29 protein-coding genes are annotated in these 24,130 nt (G+C 32.8%); 14 read left to right on the top strand and 15 right to left on the bottom strand.

The window, feature by feature from the left end:
• Positions 1–80: 80 nt before the first annotated feature.
• From DZ65_RS0105015 to DZ65_RS0104995, 5 genes are all read left to right on the top strand, one after another.
• A complete protein-coding gene (locus tag DZ65_RS0105015) occupies positions 81–1,274 on the top strand; it encodes a saccharopine dehydrogenase family protein (protein WP_024790863.1) in 1,194 nt (397 codons plus the stop codon).
• Positions 1,271–1,459 carry an addiction module protein gene (locus DZ65_RS0105010; protein WP_024787574.1) on the top strand — a complete coding sequence of 63 codons (189 nt, stop codon included), beginning with the start codon at positions 1,271–1,273 and terminating at the stop codon, positions 1,457–1,459. The genes DZ65_RS0105015 and DZ65_RS0105010 overlap by 4 nt, the downstream gene beginning before the upstream one ends.
• Before the next feature lie 40 nt (positions 1,460–1,499).
• A complete protein-coding gene (locus DZ65_RS0105005; protein WP_024790862.1) occupies positions 1,500–2,720 on the top strand; it encodes a saccharopine dehydrogenase family protein in 1,221 nt (406 codons plus the stop codon).
• On the top strand, positions 2,707–4,128 hold the full coding sequence (locus DZ65_RS0105000; RefSeq protein ID WP_024790861.1) for a glycosyltransferase family 39 protein: 1,422 nt from the start codon (positions 2,707–2,709) through the stop codon (positions 4,126–4,128). Before DZ65_RS0105005 ends, DZ65_RS0105000 begins: the two co-directional genes overlap by 14 nt.
• 73 nt (positions 4,129–4,201) lie before the next feature.
• Entirely contained in the window at positions 4,202–4,756 is a 555-nt protein-coding gene (locus DZ65_RS0104995) for an HdeD family acid-resistance protein (protein ID WP_024790860.1), read from the top strand.
• Between the two features lie 18 nt (positions 4,757–4,774).
• On the opposite strand, the gene ciaB is transcribed toward DZ65_RS0104995, so the two are convergent.
• The 3 genes from ciaB to DZ65_RS09915 are packed head-to-tail and all read right to left on the bottom strand — an operon-like array spanning position 4,775 to position 7,231.
• On the bottom strand, positions 4,775–6,523 hold the full coding sequence (ciaB, locus tag DZ65_RS0104990; RefSeq protein WP_024791297.1) for an invasion protein CiaB: 1,749 nt from the start codon (positions 6,521–6,523) through the stop codon (positions 4,775–4,777).
• Between the two features lie 14 nt (positions 6,524–6,537).
• Complete coding sequence (locus DZ65_RS09920; protein ID WP_035003142.1) at positions 6,538–6,897, bottom strand: rhodanese-like domain-containing protein; 360 nt, start codon at positions 6,895–6,897, stop codon at positions 6,538–6,540.
• A complete protein-coding gene (locus tag DZ65_RS09915) occupies positions 6,887–7,231 on the bottom strand; it encodes a ferredoxin-thioredoxin reductase catalytic domain-containing protein (RefSeq protein WP_035003140.1) in 345 nt (114 codons plus the stop codon). Before DZ65_RS09915 ends, DZ65_RS09920 begins: the two co-directional genes overlap by 11 nt.
• 172 nt (positions 7,232–7,403) lie before the next feature.
• Between DZ65_RS09915 and DZ65_RS0104980 the strand changes: the two genes are divergently transcribed.
• The 6 genes from DZ65_RS0104980 (at position 7,404) to DZ65_RS0104955 (ending at position 12,118) form a co-directional block, all read left to right on the top strand.
• The gene (locus DZ65_RS0104980; protein WP_024787569.1) at positions 7,404–7,742 is read left to right on the top strand and encodes a P-II family nitrogen regulator; all 339 of its coding nucleotides are present in this window, start codon (positions 7,404–7,406) and stop codon (positions 7,740–7,742) included.
• Positions 7,732–9,018, top strand: a complete 1,287-nt coding sequence (locus DZ65_RS0104975) for an ammonium transporter (RefSeq protein WP_024791296.1) — start codon at positions 7,732–7,734, stop codon at positions 9,016–9,018. Before DZ65_RS0104980 ends, DZ65_RS0104975 begins: the two co-directional genes overlap by 11 nt.
• 75 nt (positions 9,019–9,093) lie before the next feature.
• The gene (locus DZ65_RS0104970) at positions 9,094–9,930 is read left to right on the top strand and encodes a PDC sensor domain-containing protein (protein ID WP_024791295.1); all 837 of its coding nucleotides are present in this window, start codon (positions 9,094–9,096) and stop codon (positions 9,928–9,930) included.
• Positions 9,931–9,950: 20 nt separating this feature from the next.
• Positions 9,951–10,613 carry a Fis family transcriptional regulator gene (locus DZ65_RS0104965; RefSeq protein WP_024790857.1) on the top strand — a complete coding sequence of 221 codons (663 nt, stop codon included), beginning with the start codon at positions 9,951–9,953 and terminating at the stop codon, positions 10,611–10,613.
• Positions 10,606–11,259 carry a hypothetical protein gene (locus tag DZ65_RS0104960; RefSeq protein WP_024790856.1) on the top strand — a complete coding sequence of 218 codons (654 nt, stop codon included), beginning with the start codon at positions 10,606–10,608 and terminating at the stop codon, positions 11,257–11,259. Before DZ65_RS0104965 ends, DZ65_RS0104960 begins: the two co-directional genes overlap by 8 nt.
• Positions 11,240–12,118: a 3'-5' exonuclease gene (locus DZ65_RS0104955; protein ID WP_024790855.1), complete on the top strand. Its 879-nt coding sequence runs from the start codon at positions 11,240–11,242 to the stop codon at positions 12,116–12,118. The genes DZ65_RS0104960 and DZ65_RS0104955 overlap by 20 nt, the downstream gene beginning before the upstream one ends.
• Here DZ65_RS0104955 and DZ65_RS0104950 read toward each other — a convergent pair.
• The 9 genes from DZ65_RS0104950 to plsY form a co-directional block, all read right to left on the bottom strand.
• Entirely contained in the window at positions 12,107–12,805 is a 699-nt protein-coding gene (locus DZ65_RS0104950) for an ABC transporter ATP-binding protein (RefSeq protein WP_024787563.1), read from the bottom strand. The two genes, DZ65_RS0104955 and DZ65_RS0104950, sit on opposite strands and share 12 nt — an antisense overlap.
• A gap of 78 nt (positions 12,806–12,883) precedes the next feature.
• Entirely contained in the window at positions 12,884–13,645 is a 762-nt protein-coding gene (locus tag DZ65_RS0104945) for an ABC transporter ATP-binding protein (protein WP_024789716.1), read from the bottom strand.
• Between the two features lie 155 nt (positions 13,646–13,800).
• Positions 13,801–14,880, bottom strand: a complete 1,080-nt coding sequence (locus DZ65_RS0104940; protein WP_024791294.1) for an FAD-binding oxidoreductase — start codon at positions 14,878–14,880, stop codon at positions 13,801–13,803.
• Positions 14,864–15,334, bottom strand: coding sequence for a hypothetical protein (locus DZ65_RS0104935; RefSeq protein ID WP_024790852.1), 471 nt, complete (start codon positions 15,332–15,334; stop codon positions 14,864–14,866). The genes DZ65_RS0104940 and DZ65_RS0104935 overlap by 17 nt, the downstream gene beginning before the upstream one ends.
• Entirely contained in the window at positions 15,331–16,791 is a 1,461-nt protein-coding gene (locus tag DZ65_RS0104930; protein ID WP_024790851.1) for a Ppx/GppA phosphatase family protein, read from the bottom strand. Before DZ65_RS0104930 ends, DZ65_RS0104935 begins: the two co-directional genes overlap by 4 nt.
• Entirely contained in the window at positions 16,791–17,048 is a 258-nt protein-coding gene (locus DZ65_RS0104925) for a YfhL family 4Fe-4S dicluster ferredoxin (protein WP_024787559.1), read from the bottom strand. The genes DZ65_RS0104930 and DZ65_RS0104925 overlap by 1 nt, the downstream gene beginning before the upstream one ends.
• A 1-nt stretch (position 17,049) precedes the next feature.
• Positions 17,050–17,718 carry a homeostatic response regulator transcription factor HsrA gene (gene hsrA / locus DZ65_RS0104920; protein ID WP_024790850.1) on the bottom strand — a complete coding sequence of 223 codons (669 nt, stop codon included), beginning with the start codon at positions 17,716–17,718 and terminating at the stop codon, positions 17,050–17,052.
• A gap of 55 nt (positions 17,719–17,773) precedes the next feature.
• Entirely contained in the window at positions 17,774–18,163 is a 390-nt protein-coding gene (locus DZ65_RS0104915) for a dihydroneopterin aldolase (RefSeq protein ID WP_024790849.1), read from the bottom strand.
• Positions 18,164–18,312: 149 nt separating this feature from the next.
• The gene (gene plsY, locus DZ65_RS0104910; protein WP_024790848.1) at positions 18,313–18,921 is read right to left on the bottom strand and encodes a glycerol-3-phosphate 1-O-acyltransferase PlsY; all 609 of its coding nucleotides are present in this window, start codon (positions 18,919–18,921) and stop codon (positions 18,313–18,315) included.
• Between the two features lie 116 nt (positions 18,922–19,037).
• On the opposite strand from plsY, the gene nadA reads away from it, so the two are divergent.
• Genes nadA through DZ65_RS0104895 form a run of 3 tightly spaced genes read left to right on the top strand, consistent with a single transcriptional unit; the run spans position 19,038 to position 21,700 of the window.
• Positions 19,038–20,009, top strand: a complete 972-nt coding sequence (gene nadA, locus DZ65_RS0104905; protein WP_024791293.1) for a quinolinate synthase NadA — start codon at positions 19,038–19,040, stop codon at positions 20,007–20,009.
• The gene (gene nadC, locus DZ65_RS0104900; protein ID WP_024787554.1) at positions 20,006–20,833 is read left to right on the top strand and encodes a carboxylating nicotinate-nucleotide diphosphorylase; all 828 of its coding nucleotides are present in this window, start codon (positions 20,006–20,008) and stop codon (positions 20,831–20,833) included. The genes nadA and nadC overlap by 4 nt, the downstream gene beginning before the upstream one ends.
• Positions 20,834–20,881: 48 nt before the next feature.
• On the top strand, positions 20,882–21,700 hold the full coding sequence (locus DZ65_RS0104895) for a PhoH family protein (protein ID WP_024789709.1): 819 nt from the start codon (positions 20,882–20,884) through the stop codon (positions 21,698–21,700).
• Positions 21,701–21,775: 75 nt separating this feature from the next.
• Here the strand turns inward: DZ65_RS0104895 and infA are convergent, their stop codons facing one another.
• From infA to secY, 3 genes are all read right to left on the bottom strand, one after another.
• Complete coding sequence (gene infA, locus DZ65_RS0104890) at positions 21,776–21,994, bottom strand: translation initiation factor IF-1 (protein WP_024787552.1); 219 nt, start codon at positions 21,992–21,994, stop codon at positions 21,776–21,778.
• Positions 21,994–22,752 (bottom strand): type I methionyl aminopeptidase, encoded by a 759-nt coding sequence (gene map, locus DZ65_RS0104885; RefSeq protein ID WP_024790846.1) that lies wholly within the window; start codon positions 22,750–22,752, stop codon positions 21,994–21,996. The genes infA and map overlap by 1 nt, the downstream gene beginning before the upstream one ends.
• A gap of 114 nt (positions 22,753–22,866) precedes the next feature.
• Positions 22,867–24,126 carry a preprotein translocase subunit SecY gene (gene secY / locus DZ65_RS0104880; protein WP_024787550.1) on the bottom strand — a complete coding sequence of 420 codons (1,260 nt, stop codon included), beginning with the start codon at positions 24,124–24,126 and terminating at the stop codon, positions 22,867–22,869.
• Positions 24,127–24,130: the final 4 nt, after the last annotated feature.

Genomic DNA, 24,130 nt, shown 5'->3' with positions numbered 1-24,130 from the left:
ACCTTTGACAAAATTATTACATATAGAAAATTATATCAAATTATTTTTTAAAAATGTTATAATTTGAAAAAAGGAGGATGATGGCAAACCTTTTAATAATCGGAGCCGGCGGAGTCGGAAGGGTCTCGGCATTTAAAGCGGCGAAAAACAAAAACACATTTAAAAATATAGTTTTAGCAAGTAGAACTAAATCTAAATGTGATGCCATTTCTAAAGATATAAAAGAAAAACTTGGAATTGAAATTAAAACCTATGCACTTGATGCAAATAAAAAAGAGAATGTAGTTGATTTAATAAAAAAAGAAAATATAGATATTGTCTGCCATGTGGCGCTTCCTTATCAAAACCTGCCTATTATGCATGCATGCATTGAAACAGGTGCGGCTTATCTTGATACAGCTCTCGCGGAAACAGAAGATAATCCCGACACTTATTATGATTTGCAATGGGCATTAGATGAAGATTTTAAAAAAGCCCGCACTATGGCACTTCTTGGATGTGGGTTTGACCCGGGAGTTACTTCTATAATGGTTAAATATGCGGCTGATTACCTGCTGGATGAATTGAAAGAAATTGAAATATATGACTGTAATTTCGGAAGCCACGGAAGGGCATTTGCCACAAATTTTGACCCTGAAATAAATCTTAGAGAGCTCAACCTGCCTGGTAAATACTGGGAAAATGGAAAATGGCATACAACAAAACCGTTTGAAATACAGACTAAACACAATTATCCGGAATGCGGGGAGGCTACAAGCATTTTAATATGGCACGAAGAGCTTGAGAGTATTGTAAAACATTTCCCAAATTTAAAGAGTGCAAAATTTTATATGTGTTTCAGCAACCGGTATTTATATCATTTTAATGCTTTAAAAAATATAGGGATGTTCAGTATTGAACCTATTGAAATTTGTGAAGGCTGCAGCATTTCACCTCTTCAATTCCTGGCAAAAGTACTGCCTGACCCACAGGAGCTTGTTACAAACTACAAAGGTAAAACAAATATAGGCGTAATTGTAAGAGGTAAAAAAGATGGAACTAATAAAGAATACTATATCTACAACATCTGTGACCATGAAAAGGCAATTGAAGAAACGGGAGCTCACTGCGTAAGCTATACAACAGGTGTACCGGCAATTATAGGCTGTAAATTGATGGCTAAAAAAATCTGGTGGGAAGAAGGCGTTAAAAACGTGGAAGAATTTGATGCTTTAGCCTTCTTTGAAGAAATGGAACGGGAGGGACTTCCAATTAAAATTAAGGAGATGAAATGATTGATGTAAAAAATCTAAAATTAGAAGAAAAACTTTTTTTAATGGAAGAAATTTTAAATTCTTTAGAAAAAGTTGATTCCCCTTTATGGCATAAAGATATATTAAACAGTAGAAAAGATTTTAAAAATAAAAAAAGTTATACAATACAAGAAATAAAAAATGAGTTTTCAAGTAAAAATATCTGAATATGCTAAAGATGATTTAAAAATATTTAAAGGACAGAAAATGAGCAATTTATTAATTATCGGAGCCGGTGGAGTCGGCAGGGTTGCCACTTTTAAAGCCTCAATGAATGACCATATTTTTAAAAACATTGTGTTGGCAAGCCGTACAAAAAACAAATGTGACGCTATAGCAAAAGATATTCAAAAAAGACTTGGAGTTGAAGTAAAAACGGCTGAAATTGATGCAATGGATGTAGATGCAACTGCAAAACTAATTAAAGAAACAAACAGTGATATTGTCTTAAACGTTGCGCTTCCTTATCAGGATTTGGCGATAATGGATGCATGTTTAAAAGCCGGAGCGCATTATGTGGATACTGCAAATTATGAACACCCGGAAAAGGCTAAATTTGAATATAAACTTCAATGGGCAAAAGATAATGATTTTAAGGGAAAAAATTTAATGGCGCTTCTTGGCAGCGGTTTTGACCCTGGAGTTACAAATGTATTTACAGCATTTGCGACGCAGGAACTTTTGGACGAAATTGAATATCTTGATATACTTGACTGCAACGCGGGAGACCACGGATATCCATTTGCCACAAATTTCAATCCTGAAATTAATATCCGCGAAATTACACAAAAAGGAAAATATTACGAAAACGGAGAATGGAGAGAGATTGAGCCGATGAGCGTTAATTTTAAATGGAATTATAGGGGAGTCGGGGAATTTCCAAGTTATCTTTTATATCACGAAGAGCTTGAAAGCCTTACTAAAAATTTCCCTTCAATTAAAAGAGCAAGATTTTTTATGACTTTTTCTGATAAATATCTTTGGCATTTAAAAGCGCTTCAAAATGTCGGAATGACAAACATAGAACCTATTGAAGTATGCAAAGGGTGCAAAATTTCACCAATGGAATTTTTAAAAAAAGTACTTCCAGACCCAGCAAGCCTGGGCCCAAGAACAAAAGGTCAGACTCATATAGGAGTTGTCGTAACAGGATATAAAGACGGTAAAAAGAAAAGATACTATATCTACAACATCTGCGACCATCAGTGTGCATTCAGGGAAGTCGGAGCTCAGTGTGTAAGCTATACAACTGGGGTTCCTGCAATGATTGGGGCTAAAATGATTGCCACTAAAAAATGGTTTAGTGAGGGAGTAAAAAATATGGAGGAATTTCCGGCAAGAGCTTTTATGTATGAACTGAATAAAAACGGACTTCCTTGGTTTGTTGAGGAACTGCCGAGTGAAGGACTTCCGATTGACGAAATATAATTTTAAAAATTTTCTCCTTTTTGCCCTTTTAATTACACTTTACAGACTTTTTGTTTTATATCATGTAAATATTGATTTGCATGTGGATGAGGCGTATTACTGGGGATGGTCAAAGCATCTTTCTTTTGGATACTATTCAAAACCCCCTATGATTGCATGGGTTATTCATTTAGCTTCCATGATTTGCGGAGATAATGAAATATGCATAAAACTACCTTCTTTAATTTTGTATTTACTAACTTCAATTAATATTTTTTTTATTGCAAAAAATCTTTTTAATGAAAAAACGGCCTTTTTTTCCGCACTTACTTTTATTACAACACCTTTGGTTTCTTTTTATTCCATGGCAATTACAACAGACAGCGTACTTTTATTTTTTTATTCATTAACTTTATATTTTTTTATAAAAGCTATAAAAGAAGATAAACTGTTTTATTGGATAATTGCGGGAATTGCCGGAGGTTTAGGGCTTCTCAGCAAATATAATATGATTTTATTTATACTAAGTGTTGTAATATATATCTTTTTGTGCAAAAAGAAAGAATTTAAAAAGAAAAATTTATATATAGCAATGATTATTGCGGCAGCCATTTATCTTCCAAATTTAATATGGAATTATCATCATAATTTTATAACATTTGATCATATAGAAGATATAAGCGAAATAGACAGAAAACTTTTTCATCCAAAACATCTGTTAAATTTTATTTTAACTCAGTTTGGTGTTTTTGGTCCAGTATTTTTTGGAGTTTTACTTTATCTCTTAATAAAACCATATTTTAAAAACTGCAAATATAAACTTTTATACTCTTTTGCATTTGTATTTTTAGGAGTGATTTCCCTGCAGGCATTCTTAACAAGGGCTTTTGCAAACTGGGCAAGCGCTACATATATTGCCGGCACTGTTTTAGTAATAGCTTATTTAATTGAAAAAAATAAAATAAATCTTATAAAAACAGGAATTGCCATAAATTTATTAGCTGCTATTTTATTTTATCATTATCATGATATTACAAAAGCTTTACATATTACACTTACTTCAAAAACCGACCCTTTTAAAAGAGTTTTGGGATGGAGGGAGGTTGCTGATAGATTAAAACCGATAATCCAAAAATATCATTATCCCCTTATGTTTGATGACAGGGTGATTATGGCTGAAATGATTTATTATTTAAAGCCAAATGCGTTTAACTCTGTAATGTTTAATCCTTCACATAAAATCGAAAATCAATATGATATGGATACAAAACTAAAAACAGGGAAAAACTATATTTATGTTACAAAAGAAAATCATGCTAAAAAATATTTTAAAAACTCAAAATTAATTGCTATAATAAACGCGCCTTTATATAAAGACTTTAACAGGACATATAAAGTATTTTTTATGAAGAATTTTAAAGGATATTGAGCTATTTATACTAAAAGTTATTGACTTATCTTAAAATAAGTTATATAATTATAAAAATTTTAAGGAGGGAGAAATGTTTTTAAACAGAATTGACAAAGAAAATCTTAAAGAGTTTAGTACTCTTTCAATTATCTCAGGTATTTTAATGGTAATTGCGGGCATTCTTGCAATAGCAAAACCGGTTGCCGGAAGTCTGGCTTTTGTAATATTCTTAGGGGCTTTGTTTTTAGCCGCGGGACTGGTTCAGTTATATACCACATTTAAGGCTCATACAAAAAGTTTAAGTGCTTGGTTTAAAGCTTTGATGCTTTTAATTACGGGTATTTTACTTGTAATCTGGCCTGGAAGCGGTGTAGCAGCAGTTGCAATACTTTTTGCGGCATATTTTTTCTTTGACGCATTTGCGAGTTTCGGTATAGCCCTTGATTTAAAACCTTTAAGCGGTTGGTGGCTCTCTTTGCTAAACGGGGCACTCAGTTTCATTTTAGGAATTATTTTAGTGATAGGATGGCCTTTTAGTTCATTTTTTACAGTGGGGATAATCGTTGGGGTCAGTTTTTTAATGGATGGGATTGTTCTCATATATCTCGGATGGCTGGCTAAAAAAGGGGCTTATGACGAAAAATAATTCGTCTTTGCCCAAAATTTAATCTTTATAGATTCTTTCTCCGATTTCCCTGTATCTTTGATAATAATATTTTACAAATTCATCCGCTTTTTTATTTATCGGATAATAATTTTTATCTTTATAAACAATTTTATCCAAAAATTCTTTTGCATCTTTTTTTTCAATATAATGATTTGCCAAATCCAGATAGGTATCTTTATACCAAACTTTAAGTTTTTCATAATTTTCATAATTATATTCCAGATTCTTACCGTTAAATTTAATTACTTCATTTTCAAAAAGCCCGGTTAAATGAATAAGCCCTTCAATATAATAAGGCAGTACGTCGTCAACTTCCATCCAGGAAATTAATCCAACAGCCCTTTTTATTGTATCTTCCAATACGGATTCAATCAATTCCTTTTCTTCATTTTCAAAAAACGCCATCAGTCCGCCTGTTGTTGCTTTAAATTCCTCTACATTTTTAAACATGCCGCTTTTATTCATTTTAGCTTCGCTCTCTTCATCCACCCATAAAATATGCCCGAACTCATGGCCTATTGTTGTAATGTCATAAACTTTTACAAATTTTTCTTTATCTTCTAAGTTTTTATAAAACTTATCCATAAATTCTTTACCTAAAATTTCATAACTGAGAAGCATTTTTGGTCTTGCTTTTATATCTTCATAAACCTTATCCACAAAAGCAAATATTTTTTTACCTTTTTCACGACTTACACCCTCATCATTTGGTACAACCTGGGCTGAAAAAAGCCCGTTAAACTCAGCTCCGTAAAAAAGAGCGGGGGTTGAAATGAAAAGCTTAGTTCTTTCAATATTTTTTAAAGCATTTTCTAAAAGATTTTCATCAGTGCACTGTTTTTTATACATTTTAACAATATTATCTTTTACACTGCTTTTAACATTCGGGTTTTGAATCCTTACATCAAGCTCAAGTGCCACGGCTTTACGGAATTTATCCTCATAATATTCAAGCGGATGGCCTACCTGAATCGGGGAATCTATATCCATCCAGATTCTGTCCACATTTGCCCATCTTTTAATAAGTTCTTTTTTATTTTTTTCGAGAAGCGCCGTTTTTAAGGCATTAAAATACAAAATCCATTCGGCTTTTTTTTCATTTTCCAGCTTTTCAAGAGCTAAAATAAGTCCGTCTATCGCCCTGACAGCTTCATTTACTTCCTCTTCAAAAACCTCTGCGTATGTTTTTACCACATATCCGTTTTGGGTTTTTACCAAAACACTGTAACTTCTGTCCGCCGCTTTTTTATCCATTAAATCATTTTCCAATAAATAAGCCATTACTTTTGCCTCGTCGCCCGCAAATTCCAAAGACAGCTCTTCATTAACTGTATGAATAATATGTTTTGTCCATTTTGGCTGACATGCAGAAAAAGCAATGCCTATTTTATGCACCCCTCTTAAAAGTTCGGTATAAAAAGGCCCTATAAAAGGTGAAAGTTCGTTTATAAGTTTTTCATGCTCTTTTATCCAGAAATTTTTGGTAAGTTCGTATAAATCAAGCTGAATTTCCTTTATTTCCGATTCATTCAATTTTGCTTTTTTTAAAAGATTTATAAGAGAATCTTCCCTTAAATGAAAAAATCTTTTTTTAAGGGCGGTTAAATTGTCTTCATTTATTTCCAGGTTCAGTGTTTTTAATATCTCTTCAAACAATGCCCTTATATCATCCGGGCATTTTTTAAAATATTTATTTATTCTTTCATCTCTTTTTCTTACAATTTCATATACTTCTTCCAAAAACATTTCATTCCTTTTAATTATTTGTCCTTTTCAATAATTCCAGGGTAATTGATAATACCCTGTGCTAAATGGGGAACACCTATATTAAATTTTTGTTTTAAATAATTTTGAAGATAAGAAGTTCTGTTCCCGCTTCTGCAATAAATTATAAAATCTTTTTTATTTTTTATTAAATCATTCCATATTTTCATATCATTTTGAAAATTTGTAATAGGAAGCAGTCTGTCAACACCTTTTATTTTTGCCTCTTTGTATTCAAACGGCTCTCTTATATCAATAAGTTCAAAATCTATTAATTTCTTTTTTCTGGCGTTTAACAGTTCGACCAGTTCATCTCCCAAAATCTGAGTTTTTTTTAAAATATTTTTATTTTTCATCCATCCCCTTTTTAATTTCTTCACATTTTTCCGGATTGCAATAAATTCCGCAGTGACAGCACCCTTCCACTACCTCGTGGTCAATTGCCGGTTTACAAGGACAGATTCTGTCTTCTTTATCACCCATCGGGATAAAACAAGGACAGTATCTCTTTCCAAACATCAGTTTATTTCTTGTAAGACCCATAACAATGGCATCATAAACTTCTTTATCTGGAGTTATACACCATCCGAACTGTTTTACAACTTTTTCAACAAATTTTTTTGTTTTTTCTTCTTCAGTTTTAAATTCTTCGCTGTTCATATCAACATTATCTCTTTTTGGTTTAAGCATAAACCCTCCTTTTTTGCTTGATTTTATCAAATTAAAAAAAAATGTCAAAAAATATAATTCATCTTAATTTAATATTTTCTTTACACCAATTGATTAAAATTTAATCAGTTTAAAGAATAAACTATTATAAAAAAATTGTTACACTTTCAATGTAAAAAATAAAGGAGGAGCTATGAAAAAAATTGAAGCAATTGTAAAGCCTTTTAAATTAGATGAAATTAAAGAGGCTTTGGTTGAGGCTGAAATTACAGGTATAACTGTAAGTGAAGTAAAGGGTCACGGTAGACAGCACGGCCACACTGAATTATACAGAGGTGCGGAATATGTTGTCGATTTTTTGCCGAAAATAAAACTTGAAATTTTTGTAAATGACGATTTTCTGGAAAAAACGGTTGAAATTATTCAAACCCATGCAAGAACAGGAAAAATCGGAGATGGAAAAATATTTATCCTGCCTGTGGAAGATGCTATAAGAATAAGAACAGGAGAAAGGGGAAGCGATGCTGTTTAGAATATTATCTATTTTGGGACTGGCAAGCCTGGCTTTTGCAGGTGAGCCTACACTTGATTCTGGAAATACATCATGGATGATGACGGCAACTGCGCTTGTTATGATAATGACACCCGCAGGGCTTGCACTGTTTTACGCAGGTATGACAAGAGCTAAAAATGCATTAAACACAACAATGATGGTCTTTACAGCTTATGCCCTGGCAACGGTAGTCTGGGTGTTTTGGGCATATTCTCTGGCTTTTGGGGACGATGTCGCAGGAATTATCGGTAGTTTAAAACATATATTCCTTAACGGAATAGGATATAACGATTTGGAAAGCAGCGGTTATCCGAGTTATGTGTTTGTTGCGTTCCAGGGAACTTTTGCCGCAATTACAGTGGCAATTGCAAGCGGTAGTATAATTGAAAGAACTAAATTTTCAACATGGCTAGTGTTTGTAATTCTTTGGGGAACATTTGTTTATGCTCCTATTGCTCATATGGTATGGGGAGGAGGATTTTTATATAACGCAGGTGCACTTGATTTTGCCGGTGGAACAGTCGTTCATATGAACGGAGGTCTTGCAGGGCTTGTTGCAGCTATTATGATAGGTAAAAGAAAAGGTTATCCTAAAACTCAAATGATGCCAAGCAGTATTATTTTAACAGCACTCGGCGCATCTTTACTTTGGTTCGGATGGTTCGGATTCAATGCCGGAAGTGAATTTGCAGCCGACGGAGTTGCTGGAAGCGCATTTTTGATGACAAACTTTGCAGCAGCAGCAGCAGCAGTTACATGGATTATTTTAGATTACATCAAATTTGATAAACCAACATTACTTGGTGCAGCTTCCGGTGCGGTCGCAGGACTTGTTGCAATTACACCGGCTGCCGGATTTGTCGGTGTAATAGGTGCTTTGATAATAGGTATAGGCGGAAGCGTATTTGGATTTTTCGGTGTAACAGTACTTAAAAAAATATTTAAATACGATGATTCACTTGATGCATTCGGTGTTCACTTTATCGCAGGTCTTTGGGGTGCACTTGCAACAGGACTGTTTGCTCTTAAAGATTTGGCATGGGCAGGAAGTCCTTTGCATGATCACGGAGACAGATTGGGACAGATGATAGTACAATTGGAATCAGTTGCTGTAACTATTATTTTCACAGCCATAATGACAGCAATTGTTTTAAAAGTATCAAGTCTTCTTACAGGGGGAGCCAGAGTCAGTGAAGAAGCAGAAGTTGAAGGTCTTGACGCTACAATCCACGGAGAAAAAGGTTTTAACTTATAATTAACCCCAAAAAACCTATCGGTTTTTCGGGGACCCCTGTATTTATCTATCTTTTATTTTGTAAAAAGGCAACTTATGAATGAGTTAATTGAAATTTACAACAATAATAAAGAAAACATAAAATCATTTTTGAAAAACACTGTCGAAAATTTCAATTCCTTGATAAAATTCGAAAAAGATAATTTCGAAGAACTGTTTGATTTATTTAAATCTTTGGAATTGGTTTATGTTGTCGATACAAGCAATAAAATTCAAATTTCACCAAATTATTACAGAAACAGAACTGACAATTCTCAAAAAAACATAAAAAGAGATTACCTTTTGGAAAAATTTGAAAATACCGATTTTGCCATTTCTGAAGCCTATAAAAGTTCTGCAAGCGGAAATTTATGTATTACATTAATAAAAAAAGAAAACGATAAATTCATTTTTTTGGATTTTAATATCAAAAAACTGCTTGAGAGATTCAAACTGCTTGAAATTCACCCTTTTTTTGACAGGCTTACATCGTCTTTTTATTTTTTAAGCGGTATTTTGATGGCACTGTTTGCATTTTTGATGCTTGGTTTTTCTTTATTTAAAGTACTTACCCATATACATAATCTTGAAATTATGGATTTTTTTAAACCTATTATTTATATTACAATCGCTGTGGCTATTTTCGATTTGGCAAAAACGCTTCTTGAGGGGGTACTTTTCAAAAGTTATAAAAGGGAAGTGACGGAATTTAAAACATTTATAAAATTTATTCTTTCTATTATGATAGCCCTCTCTATTGAAGTATTGATGCTTGTATTTAAAATTTCGCTTAATTATCCTGAAAAAATGATTAACGCCCTGTATCTGTTTGTAGGAATTTCTTTAATGATGGGAAGTGTGGCTTTTTTTGTAAAAAGAAAGAATTTGATATAATACTGATCAAAAAGGTGTAAATGTTTTTAACCAACTCTGAATATTTAACAAAAATAAAAAATCTGGCGGATATGTCAAGGGAACTTAATTTAAGCGTTTATATCTGGGGAGAAAAAGGTGTCGGAAAGACAACTCTTGCCAAATATATTTCACCAAATGCAATTATCAATAAAATAAACACAAAATATCCCTGCATTATTGAAAATTTTGATAAAAACCCCATGCTTTATGAAAATATCCCCATATTAATTGCCACAGGAGAAAAGCCTATGGACAAAGCAATATTAAAAAAATATTTTGCTTTTGAAATAGAATTAAAACCGCTAATTGACCGTCCGGAAGATATAGCATTTTTTATGGAATATTTTTTACAAAAAGCAAAAGAAGAACTTAAAATTGATAAAAAAATTAAAATTCAAAATCCTGATATCAGTGAAAATTTAAATTCACTTAAAAAACAGGTTTATAAAGAGCTCCTTAAACCGAACAGGGAAGAAATTTACAAAATTTTAAAAGAATATTTAAAAGAAAAACATTCGACATATGAAGAAGAAATAAACAGATTTGAAAAAATACTTTTTAGCGCTATGAAAGAAAAATATAAATCCAAACTTCAAATTTCTGAAAGATTAAAAATCAACAGAGTCACACTTACAAAAAAAATGAAGGCTTTAAATGTTTAAATTCTGGTGTGAATATGATATAAACCCTTTGATAATATTTGATTACAAATCAAATATTGTTTACTGTAATCAGGAAGCTGAAATATTTCTTTCTTATATAAATAAAAAAGAAGTATTTGAATTTGCGCTGAAAAATGCCCCGAAAGACGGTATAAAAACAGAGTTTAAATTGGTAAAATTCGACAAGTTTGAATTTAACGGCTATTCCATCGGCTTTTATGAAGAAAAACTCGGTATTAGGTTTTTTATAAATACAGATAAAAAAAACATAACACTGAATAATCTTGAAAAAGTAAAATTTTCAATGCTTCTTGAATTTGTAAAAGATTATATGGAATTAAAGAATATTCAAATTACCACTTTTTACGACCCTTCAATTCCTGAAATTTATTTAAACAAAAAAGAGCTGATAAATATCATTTTTGAAATGCTGGAAAACTCTAATAAAGCTAAAATAACCTCAAAAATACTTGTGGGGGAATATATAAAAATAGATGCTAAAAAATATCCTCTGGCCCAAATTGACATAGTTACGCCCCCTTTCAAAAGAATAAAATCAAATTTTTTTGAAATTGAAAATCATGAGGAGGGATATTCCATAAAAATACCGTTAATTAAGGAACTGGATGAAAATAATAATACTTGACACAGAAACAACAGGAAACAGGGAAGAAGATAAAATAATTCAGCTGAGTTTTCTTGTAATGAACAGAAATCTTGAAATAGAAGAAATTCACGACACCCTTGCAAATCCCGGGATACCTATTTCTTTTGAGGCAATGGCTGTTCATCATATTACAAATGAAATGATAGAAGATAAATCCAAACTAAAATTTACAGATGTATATAAAAGATTAAAAGAGCTAAATTCTCCTGAAAATGTAGTTGTTATTCACAATGCCGAATTTGATTTGGAAATGCTTAAAAAAGAAGGGTTTAACCCGTTTTTTCAGGTAATAGACACATTCAGAATTTTAAAACATCTGATAAAAGAGAGTAAATATTCACTTCAATACAACAGATATGCTCTCGGACTTTACAAAAAAGAAAAAGAAATATGCGAAAAATACAATATCAAAATCAATGCTCACGATGCACTGGGGGATGTCGTTGTTTTAGGCTTACTGCTGCAGTATTTAGTAAAAGAATTTGATAAAACAGTTGATGAATTAATAGAGCTTACAAAAAAACCGGTTTTATATGACAAATTTTACCAGGGAAAATATAAATATGAAAATATAAGGGACATATTGATAAAAGACCCTGATTATATAGAATATATGCTGAGTCTTACAGACCTTGATCCGGATGTAAAATATTCCATAGAACACCATTTGGAAAATCTGGATATTGAGCCGGAATACAGATTCGGGGTCGGTAAATATAAAGGTATGTTAATTCAAGATGTGGCCGAAATTGATATTCAATATCTTTCATGGGCATATCATAATATGAAAATGAGCAAGGGAATGAGGAAAAAAATAGGGGAAATACTATCCTCCTAAATATTTTTTCTTAATTTCATCACTTTGAAGTAAATTGTCTGCCTCATCTTCCATAACCAAAAGGCCGTTTTCCATTACATATCCGCGGTTTGCAATTCTAAGTGCGGCACCGGCGTTTTGCTCAACCAGAAGAATTGTCACATCTTCTTCTTTATTTAATCTATGTAATATTTCAAACACATCTTTTACAATAATAGGAGCAAGCCCAAGGCTCGGTTCATCCAACACGAGCATTTTAGGTTCACTCATCAATGCCCTGGCGATTGCAAGCATCTGCTGCTCACCTCCGCTCAGGCTTCCCCCGTAATTATTTCTTTTTTCTTTAAGTCTCGGGAAAAGTCTATACATATCGTCCCTCAGCCTTTCAAAATTCTCATCATTTAAAAAGGCGCCGATTTTTAAATTTTCTTCAACCGTTAAATTGATAAATATTTTCCTGCCCTCGGGTACTAAAGCAAGTCCCCTTTTTACAATCTGATGTGTCGGTATTTTTGAGATATCTCCTTCAACAAATTGAATATTTCCCTCTTTTTTTACCAAATTAAAAACAGCGTTAAGCGTGGATGTTTTTCCTGCCCCGTTTGCACCTATTATAGTAACAATTTCTCCGGCTTTTACATTAAAATCAATTCCTCTGACAGCTTCAATTACTCCATATTTTACTTTTAATCCCTTAACTTTTAACATCACTATCCTTTATCATTTTATATACTCACCACCCCGCCGCTTTACAAGCGGCCGGGCAGGCTTTCACCACTCACTATTTTATACTTCAATATTTCCGAGATATGCTTTAACAACCTGCTCATCTTTCATCATATCGGCAGGCTTTCCTTCAAAAATTGTTTTTCCATAATCCAAAACCATTACCCTGTCGGCTATTTTTTGGACAAATTTCATATCATGCTCAATAAAAAGAATTGTTTTTTCTTTAATTTCTCTCAGTTTAAAAACGGTTTCGGCAAGTTCGTCTGTCTCTTTTGGATTCATTCCCGCCGCAGGCTCGTCAAGAAGTAGTAAATCAGGCTCTGTTGCCAGTGCCCTTGCTATCTCTACTTTTCTTTGATTACCGTAACTTAAAGCTTTTGCATTTACATAGGCATATTTTTCAATTCCTAAAAATTCAAGAATCTCCATAGCCAATTCTTTATGAACTTTTTCCTGTTTAAAAAATTTGGGAGATCTGAAAATTGCTTCAAAAAAATTATATTCAATATGATTATGAAAGCCTATTAAAACATTTTCCAAAACATTCATGGAATTAAAAAGTCTTATATTTTGAAAAGTTCTTGCAATTCCTCTTTTAACAATTTCATTTGGTTTTAAGCCTGTTATCTCTTCGTCTTTAAAAAACACCCTGCCGCTTGTAGGGGAAAAAGCACCAGTTATTATATTAAAAAGCGTTGTTTTACCCGCTCCGTTAGGACCGACCAATGCAAAAATTTCTGTCGGTTTTACATGAAAAGTTACATCTTTTATAGCAACGACCCCGCCAAACTGTTTTGTAACTTTATCTACTTTTAACATTTCTTTCCTTTATTTCATTATCATTTTTCACTTTGCTTTTTAGCAATTTGGTACTTGGCTTCTTGGCTACTTATCTACTTAGCTATTCTTATTTATCATTTTCCATTTTCCATTATACATTTATAACTTTCCACTTGACACTCACCACTCACCACTCACCACTCACTATTTAAATACCTCTCCTCCTCTTTTCTCGCCCATTTAACAAATAGCCTTTTGGTATCCAGAAAGCTTTCTTTGTTTTCAAAAATAATTTCTTTCAATATTCTTGACGTACTGACAGCATTGGAAAAGCCTCTCCCGCCCATTCCGTTTACAATATAAAGACCTTTTTTGTAAAAAATTTCTTTTGGGAGAGAACCTTTTACAATATGTTTATCATTTAAAAGAGTTTTATTTACATCTATAATTTTACCAACTACAGGAAAATAATCAATACTTGCGGCCCTCTGAGAGCCTTTAATCGAAACTGTTTCTCCTTCGATTTCCATTATTTCATTTGCTTTTTTTATTAATTCATTAGCTTCTTCCAAATTTTCTTTGCATTCCAGACAGTTTCTTTTATGGGTTGCCCCGATTCTGAATTTTCCATTTACAAAAGCCAAAGAGCAGTTTTTATGATAATAAATATTTAATTTTCCATTATCCATTTTACATTTTCCATTTAATTCTATCCTCTCCCCCCAAACAGGTCTGATTTTTATATAAGGAATATCAATTAAATTTTCATATCCTGTAGAAAGGATAATATTTTTAGTTTTTATTGCATCATTAATCACCCAAACACTGTTTCGAAATTCTATTTTTTTAGCTTCAAACTGCTTAAAGTTTACATTTATTTTTTTCTTAACATCATCAACTTCAACCAGACTGCCTATGTCAAAAAAAAAGCCGTTATCGATTTTTCTGAAGGGAAGTTTTATCTCTTTTTCATAAGTTTTAAATTTTTCTATATCTTTTCTGTCTCTCGGAAGAAGTAAAACACCTTTTGTATGGGTATTAATTCCTTCTTTTTTATAAAATTCGATTGCTTCAATTATTGAATCGTTAATAAATCTTGTATAAGGGCTGTCAATTCCTATTTTAGGGAACAAAAAAGCGCCCGCTGCAGAGCTTGCGCCTTCTAATATTCCTTTTTTATCAATAAGAAGCGTATTATATTCTTTTAATCTGTAGGCACTGAGCACTCCGGCAATTCCGGCTCCTATTACGACAAAATCAAAAACTTTCTTCATATGCCGTTTCTAATACTTTTTTATCGTATCTCTTAAGCAGGGAAAACAGAAAATTTTTAAACTGTTCTTTATCAATATCCACTTTTACATACAAAATCTGGGTTTTTTTATCATACCAGTTTCCTTCATTTACAGCATTTGTTATTACAAAGGCTTTTACTTTATCCAAAATATTTTTTGCAGTGTTTAACCTTCTTAAAAAATCTTTTGTTTTAGTCAAAATTTTTTCGCTTAATGATTTAATCCCGATAGAATAAGCCTCCTGCTGGGACAGTCTTGAAACTTCTTTTGTATGGATTTTCCCCACACTCATAAATGAATTTTCATAACAGACCCAAAAAGGGGCGGGAAGCTTATGAATATAACATTTTGTAAATTCTTTTATTTTTGTAGGCGCATTAGTGACACTGCATCCCAAAAACACTAAAGGCAAAACTAATAATATTTTTTTCATTTCTCTCCTTTATTTAAAATTTCCAAATTAAAAAAAAGTTTTCTTGTTTTAAGTTTTTCCCCTGCAAGATATAAATTTTCGCCTTCTATTACTATTTTTTTGTCACTTTTTTTAATTGTCACTTTTGGCATAGAAAGATTTTGATTAACTATTTTTGCAACCCAGAAAATATTACAAAGCTTTTCTATAAGATCTTTTTGAGGCAATAAAAATTTATATTTTTCTATCTCTTTTTTTTTGATTTTTTTTCTTTTATAAAATCTTATTATTTTTGAGATTAAAAGTCTGTCATTATGGGAAAAACCGTAATGCAGGGAATTTAAGATAATATAATCGGTATGTTTGTGGGCTTCGTAAAAATCTATAAGCTCTCCCGCACGGGAAAGTTTTATGGCAAAGCTTAGATGTGTTTTATATTTTTCGTCTAATTTATATTCATCTTTTAATAAATCAAACAAATCAAGGGCTATTTTTGTTTCGTAAGAAGCTGTTTTTGTATTTATGTTATAAACATCTATTATAGTCCTGACGGATGGATTAAAATTACTTGGGAAAATCAGATTGTCATTTCTGAGTAAATCGCTTAAAAACACCCCTTCTCTCACGCCTACACCGCTTGTTATTATGTTTTTTGCTTTTAAGTATCTTAATACTTCACAAAAAACCAAAAGCCCGGGTCTTATTACATCGAGTCTTTCGGGTTTGATTCCTATTTTTAGCAATTCTTCATCACTTCTTTTGATTAAACTTTCCAAAAATTCAATCTCTTTTATTTCATAGGAAAAACCGTGCAGTATATCAAGGGGATATTCATTTTTTTTCATTATAACCTGGGCAATGGCCCTTGCTGTCCCTCCGATACTGAAAACAGTTTCATCTTTGAAATTTTTATCCAGTTTTTTTAATTCGTTTTTTATATATTCTTTTGCGCCCTTAATATCGCCTTTATCAAAAAAAAGCTCTTTGAGCCTGACAGTGCCAAGCTGTAAAGTTGCCGTTTTTTCCACTCTTGCATTTTTTATTAAAGAAAGTTCACAGCTTCCCCCTCCGATATCCACACTCACCCCGTTTTTTTTATAAAGAAGATTGGCAACCGCAATACCGCCGAAAAATGCCTCTTTTTCCCCGTCAATAACTTTTAAATTTATCCCTATTTTTTTTACTTCGCTCAAAAATTCTGCTTTATTGGGGGCATCCCTGAGTGCTGAAGTTGCAACGGCCAATATCTTGCGTGTTTTTAAAGATTTTGCTATTAAAAGAAATTCCTTTAAGGCGTTAATTGCTCTTTTAATAGCAAAATCCTGTAAATTTCCACCGTTTTCATAAGCGCCTTCACTTATTCTGACTCTGCTTTTTTCTTCCCTTAAGAGATAAAAACCAAAACGGCTTGTTTTTTTAAAAACAGCCATTCTGGCCGAATTGGAACCTATATCAATAACGGCTGTAATTTTGGCCATTATTCCTCTTCAACTTTATGTATTAATTCTGATTTTAATTTAAGTTCTTTTGCACTTTCCACATTATCCGGATCAGGCACAATTGCATCCACTGGACATACCTGCACACACTGAGGCTCTCCTCCATATTCTATACATTCCGTACAAAGGTCCGGATCTATTTCATAAATAGGCTCACCCGCCTCAATTGCACCGTTTGGACATTCATCAACACATGCGTCGCACGCAATGCACTCATCTGTTATTTTCAATGACATATTACTCCTTTGGATAACAAAATTTATAGCCTCTGCGGCGAATGGTCTTTATTGTATCAATTTTAAAAACTTTGTCAACCTTTTGACGAATCTGATTTATTGCAACTTCTATAACATTCGGAGTTACCAGCTCAGGCTCTTCCCAGATTGCATCCAAAAGCTGCTCTTTTGAAATAACCTGGTTGGGATATCTTGCTAAATGCATAAACACTTCAAAAGATTTTCCTTTCAAATATGTTTCTTTGCCTTTATATATTATTTTTTCTTCATCTTTTAAAATAATCAAATCTTTTATTTTAATCTGAGATTCCCTGCCGGCCCTTAAGGCCACATTTATTCTTGTTATAAGCAAATCAAAATTGATTGGTTTTCTTATATAATCATCCGCCCCCATTTTTAAGCACTTAATTTCAGTGTCCATAGACATATCATTGGATAAAATTATTATTTTAATCAGGGGATATAAATTTTTTGCAAAATTTATAAATTTAAACACCTCGCTGAATGTAAAATCGGTATCTAATATCACCATATTATAATGTCTGACATCCAAAAAATATTTGGCATCCTTAATGGTATATGCCGAGTCTGTTTTATATCCGGATTCATTAAGAGCTTTTACAATCAGATGATTAAGCGTTTCATCTTTAAGAGTTACAAGTATCCTCACTTCTTCTCCTTCATTAAAAAAACATATTCAATAAATAAAAAAATTATATCAAAAATTAATATTTTCTTAAAATTTCCACTCCGACTAAAGCATTCTTTAAAATTTCCGGTTTTTTAACTTGTAAAAAAAGTTTTTTTATTTGCGGATATTTCTCTAATAATTTTTTTTCTATATGAACCAAAGCATCCTCAAGCAGTTCAAACTGATGTTTAACAATTGAATTTTGAATTAAATCGCATACATCCGCATAATTAATAAAATTTTCTCTATTTTCATAATCTATTTTGCAGTTAACAACAACCAGCTGTTCTTCGGTTCTTTCCTCTTCCAAAATACCGATAATAGCCTTAAAAGTCAGCTCTTCTATTATTATTGTAAATTGTCCATCGCGGCTGCTTTTCAGGCAGCTAGATAAATTTAATTCGCTTTGCTCATTTTCGCTCATTTTCCCATTCCTCAATTTTTAACTTTTCACCATAGCCGTTTTTCAAACGGCCAGGTGAGTTTAATTCGCTTCACTCATTTGCACTCACTTTTCATGTTACCGTACATTCACCACTCACCACTCACAATTCACAACTCACTACTCACTTTCTAAACCACTCTCTTTTCCTGACCGGTAATAAGCCTGTATATATTTGTTTTATGTTTATAAATTATTATAAAAGCGATTATCCATAAAGGGGAATAGGAACGGATAGATAAATCCGGATACAAAATATAACAACTGAAAATTCCCGCCAATATACCGGTTAAAGAACTAAGAGAAGATATTTTCACTGTTTTCGCCATAATAAACCAGACAATTAACCCCACCAATACAGCTTTTGGAACCAAAACAAGCAAAGCGCCGGCGGTAGTCGCAACCCCTTTACCCCCTTCAAATTTTAAATAAGGGGAAAAACAGTGTCCTATTACGACAATTACGGCTATTGCCCAAAGTGTGGCATCACAAACCCCTGAAAATTTAGCCAGAAGTATTACAAACACACCCTTAAAAGCATCTAAAAACAGCGTCAAACCCGCAAGTTTTTTGGCTTTATTGGGATCAACCTCTTTCAAAACCCTCAAAACATTGGTAGCCCCTATATTTCCACTACCATGCTCTTTTATATTAATACCCGCAAAATATTTTGCTATTAAATACCCAAAAGGGATTCCCCCTATTAAATATGCCGCTAAATACCACAATAAATTATGCATTTTTTTCCTTTTTACTTAAAACTTGGCAACTCATTACTCACTCTCACCACTCACTATTTTTATGCAATTATACTAAAATAAACTTTTTTTGATAAAATAATACAAAAAGGGATTTAATGGTTGAAAAAATTAAAAAATTAAAAGAAAAACACAATATTACTATTGCCGCCCATTTTTATGAAAAAAAAGAAATTTTTGAACTGGCCGATTTAACGGGTGACAGTTTAGCCCTTGCTAAAAAAACAGCCGATATTAAAAACCCACTTGTTTTTTGCGGGGTAAAATTTATGGGGGAAAGTGCAAAAATATTAAACCCCGATATTGATGTATATATGCCAAAACTTGCTGACTGCTCCATGGCAAGAATGGCCGAGGAAGGCCTTGTGGAAAACAATATGAAAATGTTAAAAGAAAACGAAATTGATTTTATTCCCATCACTTATATAAATTCCACGGCAAAAACAAAAGCCATTGTTGCAAGAGAAGGCGGACTAACCTGTACAAGCTCAAACAGTCAAAAAATTATAAAATGGGCATTAAGTAAAAACAAAAAAATTTTCTTTCTGCCGGATAAAAATCTTGGAACAAACACAGCCAAAAAATTAAACAAAACAGCAAAAATAATAGGTGAAAAAAACTGGCAGGAAGCAGATATAATATGTTTTAACGGACACTGCTCCGTTCATCAACTTTTTATGCCCGAACATATTGAATTTTTTAAAGAAAAATATCCCGATATTAAAATAGCACTTCATCCTGAATGCCAGCCGGAAGTGGTAAAAATGGCCGATTTCGCCGGAAGCACCTCCCAGATTTTAGAATATGTCAAAGCCCATTCCACCGAAAAAATAGCAATAGGTACAGAAGCAAATTTTGTAAACTGGCTTAAAAAAAACATAAATCCGAATATATATATATTAAGTTCTACAAAACCGGAATGTCCGAGCATGAACGAAACCACAATTGAGAGTTTATATAATTTGTTAAAAGCAATTGATGAAGACAGAGGATATAATAAAATTGAAGTCGAAGAAAATATAGCAAAAGATGCAAAAAAAGCACTACAAAGAATGATGGAGCTGTCATGAATTTAATGAAACATCAGATAATCGATTTTTTAAAAAGCTCTCTCAATGAAGATATAGGAAGGGGGGATTTGGCAAGAAGTTTAATTAGTGGAGTTGCAAATGCTTTTGTTAAATCAAAAAGCGAAGGTGTTATTGCCGGACTTGAATATATAAAATATTTTAGTGAAATTGCTGAAATTAAATTTAATTTTTTCTATGAAGACGGAGATTTTTATAAAAACAAGGATATTATTTTTGAAGTTTACGGAAATGCAAAAGATGTGCTCTCAATTGAAAGGACAATGCTGAATATTCTCCAACACGCCAGCGGAATAGCAAGCAATGCCTATGAATTTGCAAAAAAAGCAGATAACAAAGTAAAAATACTCGACACAAGAAAAACAAGACCTAACTTAAGAATTTTTGAAAAATATGCAGCCAGCTGTGGGGGGGTTACAAACCATAGACTTGGACTAGATGAGTGCCTGATGCTAAAAGACACACATTTAGCCCTTTTTTCATCCATTAAAGAAGCAATTGACAAGGCAAAAAACATAATACCTTTTACAACAAAAATAGAAGTCGAATGCGCATCTGTTAAAATGGCAAAAGAAGCGATGGAGGCTAAAGCCGATATTGTAATGTGCGACAATATGAAATATGAGGAAATAAAAGAGGTTGTATTATTCAGAAATAAAAATTTCCCACTTGTTTTAATAGAAGCAAGCGGGAATGTAACGCTTGAAAACATTGATAAATTTATTGAAACGGGAGTCGACGCCATAAGCAGCGGAGCTGTTATTCATCATGCGGTATTTAAAGATTTTTCTATGAAAATAAGATAAGGAGAGAATATTTTAATAGAAGATAAAAATTTTGAATTTGGACATTTTTTGGGAGTTAAAGAACCCGATGAATTTAAAAAATATATAAAAGAAAAATTCAATTATGAATTAAAACCCTGGGATTTTGTAATTACAAACGATAAAATAAGGGATTTGGCATACTGTTATAATCCCAATAAAGGAATCGAAAGAATAGATAACATTCCTGAGACTAGTAAAATAAGAATTAAAAACGCCGGTATAATCGAGCCGAAAGATATTTATCAAAAATGTGCGGCATATGCCATGAAAGAAAGTGATGCTTCTTTAATCACAGGCAGGTTCGGAAGCGGAAAAACTCTGATTGCAACTGCAATGGCTTTAAACCAAAGTAAACGAAAAATATTCATAACCCGCCCTCCTATAGGAATCAGTTCTGCTTATGACATAGGTTTTCTACCAGGAAGCAAAGATGAAAAAATGCTTGAATGGGCAGGGGGATTTTTAAGTGCCTTGAATTATATCTATAAAGATGCAAAAGGCTTAAATTATGATTCCATTAAAACCCAGCTTTTTTTTGAAAAATTTGAAATAATCCCTCTTAACATGATACAGGGAATATCTATTTTGGAGAACGAAATTTTAATAGTGGATGAGGTTCAGCTTATTACAAGAGAATATATGAGTATGATTTTAAGCAGAATGAGCGAAGGAAGCAAACTTTTTTTACTCGGGGACATTTATCAGACATATTCCACTATCTCAAAACAGGACAGCGGCTTATACAGGCTTCAACAATTACTTCCACACGAAGCATTGGCCTGGGTGGAACTTAAAAATATATACAGAAACAAGCTTACAGAATTGGCTATGAAACTTACAGAATAAGTGAAAAGTGTAAAGTTAAAAATGAAAAATTAATCTATTTCTTAAACTTTACACTTTACATTTTTAACTTTTAACTTATTTGTATCTGTAAGTAATTCTTCCCTTATCAAGACTGTACGGGTTAATTTCGACTTTTACTTTATCCCCCGGGACAATTTTTATATAATTCATTCTTATTTTTCCGCTTATATGGCATAAAACTTCTTTTTTTAATCCTTCAAGTTCAACTTTAAACATTGCGTTAGGAAGTGCTTCTTTAACTATACCGTCGACTTCTAAAACATCTTTTCCCATCAATTCTCCTCCGTTAATATTATTGCTTTGTTATCAACTATTGCAACCTGATGTTCATAATGAACCCCTACTTCCATATCTTCACAGTATACATCCCATCCGTTTTCTCCTAAAACCGGCTCTCCGGCTTTATGACAAAGCATCGGTTCAAGACAGAACACATGTCCGTTTTTTACTTTTTCACCCTGATTCGGTTTACCTTCCACATAATTTAGTATCTGCGGCTCTTCATGAGGTTTTCTGCCTATTCCGTGACCGCTGTAACCTTTTAAGGGAACATATCCGTGAGATGTTATATAATCTTCTATAAGTTTACTTATCTGTTTATATCTCATACCCGGTTTTATATTTTCAATTGCATGATAAAGTGCACCTTTTGCCGCATCTATCATTCTTTGGTATTCTTCTTTTATTTTTCCTATTCCCACTGTTATTGCGGCATCTCCGTACCATCCGTTAAGTTCGGCCCCAACATCAAAACCAACCACATCACCTTCTTTTAAAGGTTCATTATCCGGTATTCCGTGAATTACAACACCGTTTTTGGAAATACATACGGCATTTGGAAAATCATATAAACCTTTAAAAGCAGGTCTTGCGTTTTTGCTTCTGATAAAATCTTCCGCCATTTTATCAAGTTCGAGAGGGGTAACTCCTGGTTTTGCATTTTCCCTTAAAAGTTTTAAAGTCTGCCCTACAATTTTAGCAGGTTTTTTAATCTCTTCTATTTCTTTTGGTTTTTTAATAATAACTGCCATATCTCCTCTTTTAAATGTTAAATGTTGAATGTTGAATGTTAAATAAATAATGTTGAATGTTGAACTAATTTATAATCCAACATCCAACATCTAAAATTCATAATTTCCATATAATTAAAGTCCTGTAACTGAAAGAGTGTCATATTTTTGCATAGTAAGCTGGGCCTGTATTTTTCTCATAGTGTCTATTGCCACCTGAACAACAATCAATACGGCTGTCCCTCCAAAATAGAAATTGACACCCATTAATTTTACAAGAAGCCAAGGCAGTATGGTAATAGCACCTAAATACATTGAACCCCAGAACGTTAGTTTATTAGCAACACTGTTTAAAAATTTAGCCGTACTCTCACCCGGTCTGATACCAGGAATAAAGCCGCCCTGTTTTTTAAGGTTTTCTGCTATATCTTTTGCATTAAACACAATTGACGCATAAAAATATGCAAAAAATATAACCAATAAAAATTCAATAACATGAAACAGATATCCGTTTGGATTTAATGAATCCCTGATTGATACCAAAATAGGATTATTAACCCCGCTCAAAACGGTTAAAGGAAACATTAAAATCGCACTCGCAAAGATAGGAGGAATAACACCACTTAAATTTACTTTAATAGGTATATAATTCATAACCCTTTTAAATCTGTTTTGCATCAACACTTTTTTCTGATAAGAAATAGGAACCCTTCTTTCCCCAAGTTCAACATATATAATAAAAGCCACAGTGGCCACTACTATTATTAGAACAAAAATAAGTCCTATTACGCTAAGTTCTCCGACATCTACCAAATTAAGTGTTCCCATTATCGCTGAAGGAATTCTGCTTACAATTCCGGCAAAAATTATTAAACTTATACCGTTTCCGATACCTTTATCGGTAATCTGCTCACCAATCCACACTAAAAACATAGTACCGCCGAGCATGGAAAATGCAGTTAACAATACAAAAGAGCTCATATCTATCATAACAGCGCTTTCTCCGCCTCTACCGGTTAAATGAGAAAGTCCTATTGCAATACCGATTGCCTGAATAAATGCAATTGCAACGGTTGAATATTTTATAATTTTCATATATTTTTGAAAACCTGTACTGTCTTTTTTAAGTTCTCCCAAACTAGGAAAAGTTGCTGCAAGAAGTTCCATAATAATTGAAGCGGTAATATACGGCATTACACCAAGGGCAATAATACTCATTCTGCTGACAGCGTTACCGCTGAACATATTAAGCAGCCCCAATGCGTCATGCTGGTGGCCTGCAAAAAAATCTTTTACTACATCCAAATTTACCCCTGGAACCGGCACATATGCCAAAATTCTGTAAACAAGAAGGAAGCCAAGGGTTATAAGTATTTTTTTAGCTATAGGATTCATACCC

Source organism: Lebetimonas sp. JS032 (assembly GCF_000523315.1).
Lineage (GTDB): Bacteria > Campylobacterota > Campylobacteria > Campylobacterales > Nautiliaceae > Lebetimonas.
Note: the sequence above shows the minus strand (reverse complement) of the source record. Positions and strands in the feature narration are given on the sequence as shown.

Excerpts from the sequence above, each read along its gene's own strand:
- DZ65_RS0104960 (WP_024790856.1), top strand. The coding sequence starts at position 10,606 with ATGTTTAAATTCTGGTGTGAATATGATATAAACCCTTTGATAATATTT.
- DZ65_RS0104965 (WP_024790857.1), top strand. The coding sequence starts at position 9,951 with ATGTTTTTAACCAACTCTGAATATTTAACAAAAATAAAAAATCTGGCG.
- DZ65_RS0104980 (WP_024787569.1), top strand. The coding sequence starts at position 7,404 with ATGAAAAAAATTGAAGCAATTGTAAAGCCTTTTAAATTAGATGAAATT.
- DZ65_RS09915 (WP_035003140.1), bottom strand. The coding sequence starts at position 7,231 with ATGCTTAAACCAAAAAGAGATAATGTTGATATGAACAGCGAAGAATTT.
- DZ65_RS0104915 (WP_024790849.1), bottom strand. The coding sequence starts at position 18,163 with ATGAGCGAAAATGAGCAAAGCGAATTAAATTTATCTAGCTGCCTGAAA.
- DZ65_RS0104935 (WP_024790852.1), bottom strand. The coding sequence starts at position 15,334 with ATGAAAAAAATATTATTAGTTTTGCCTTTAGTGTTTTTGGGATGCAGT.
- DZ65_RS0104945 (WP_024789716.1), bottom strand. The coding sequence starts at position 13,645 with ATGTTAAAAGTAGATAAAGTTACAAAACAGTTTGGCGGGGTCGTTGCT.
- DZ65_RS09920 (WP_035003142.1), bottom strand. The coding sequence starts at position 6,897 with ATGAAAAATAAAAATATTTTAAAAAAAACTCAGATTTTGGGAGATGAA.
- infA (WP_024787552.1), bottom strand. The coding sequence starts at position 21,994 with ATGGGAAAAGATGTTTTAGAAGTCGACGGTATAGTTAAAGAAGCACTT.
- DZ65_RS0104950 (WP_024787563.1), bottom strand. The coding sequence starts at position 12,805 with ATGTTAAAAGTTAAGGGATTAAAAGTAAAATATGGAGTAATTGAAGCT.
- DZ65_RS0105005 (WP_024790862.1), top strand. The coding sequence starts at position 1,500 with ATGAGCAATTTATTAATTATCGGAGCCGGTGGAGTCGGCAGGGTTGCC.
- DZ65_RS0104930 (WP_024790851.1), bottom strand. The coding sequence starts at position 16,791 with ATGGCCAAAATTACAGCCGTTATTGATATAGGTTCCAATTCGGCCAGA.
- DZ65_RS0104970 (WP_024791295.1), top strand. The coding sequence starts at position 9,094 with ATGAATGAGTTAATTGAAATTTACAACAATAATAAAGAAAACATAAAA.
- ciaB (WP_024791297.1), bottom strand. The coding sequence starts at position 6,523 with ATGTTTTTGGAAGAAGTATATGAAATTGTAAGAAAAAGAGATGAAAGA.
- DZ65_RS0105010 (WP_024787574.1), top strand. The coding sequence starts at position 1,271 with ATGATTGATGTAAAAAATCTAAAATTAGAAGAAAAACTTTTTTTAATG.
- plsY (WP_024790848.1), bottom strand. The coding sequence starts at position 18,921 with ATGCATAATTTATTGTGGTATTTAGCGGCATATTTAATAGGGGGAATC.
- secY (WP_024787550.1), bottom strand. The coding sequence starts at position 24,126 with ATGAATCCTATAGCTAAAAAAATACTTATAACCCTTGGCTTCCTTCTT.
- DZ65_RS0104995 (WP_024790860.1), top strand. The coding sequence starts at position 4,202 with ATGTTTTTAAACAGAATTGACAAAGAAAATCTTAAAGAGTTTAGTACT.
- DZ65_RS0105015 (WP_024790863.1), top strand. The coding sequence starts at position 81 with ATGGCAAACCTTTTAATAATCGGAGCCGGCGGAGTCGGAAGGGTCTCG.
- DZ65_RS0104925 (WP_024787559.1), bottom strand. The coding sequence starts at position 17,048 with ATGTCATTGAAAATAACAGATGAGTGCATTGCGTGCGACGCATGTGTT.
- DZ65_RS0104975 (WP_024791296.1), top strand. The coding sequence starts at position 7,732 with ATGCTGTTTAGAATATTATCTATTTTGGGACTGGCAAGCCTGGCTTTT.
- nadC (WP_024787554.1), top strand. The coding sequence starts at position 20,006 with ATGAATTTAATGAAACATCAGATAATCGATTTTTTAAAAAGCTCTCTC.
- map (WP_024790846.1), bottom strand. The coding sequence starts at position 22,752 with ATGGCAGTTATTATTAAAAAACCAAAAGAAATAGAAGAGATTAAAAAA.
- DZ65_RS0104940 (WP_024791294.1), bottom strand. The coding sequence starts at position 14,880 with ATGAAGAAAGTTTTTGATTTTGTCGTAATAGGAGCCGGAATTGCCGGA.
- nadA (WP_024791293.1), top strand. The coding sequence starts at position 19,038 with ATGGTTGAAAAAATTAAAAAATTAAAAGAAAAACACAATATTACTATT.
- DZ65_RS0104955 (WP_024790855.1), top strand. The coding sequence starts at position 11,240 with ATGAAAATAATAATACTTGACACAGAAACAACAGGAAACAGGGAAGAA.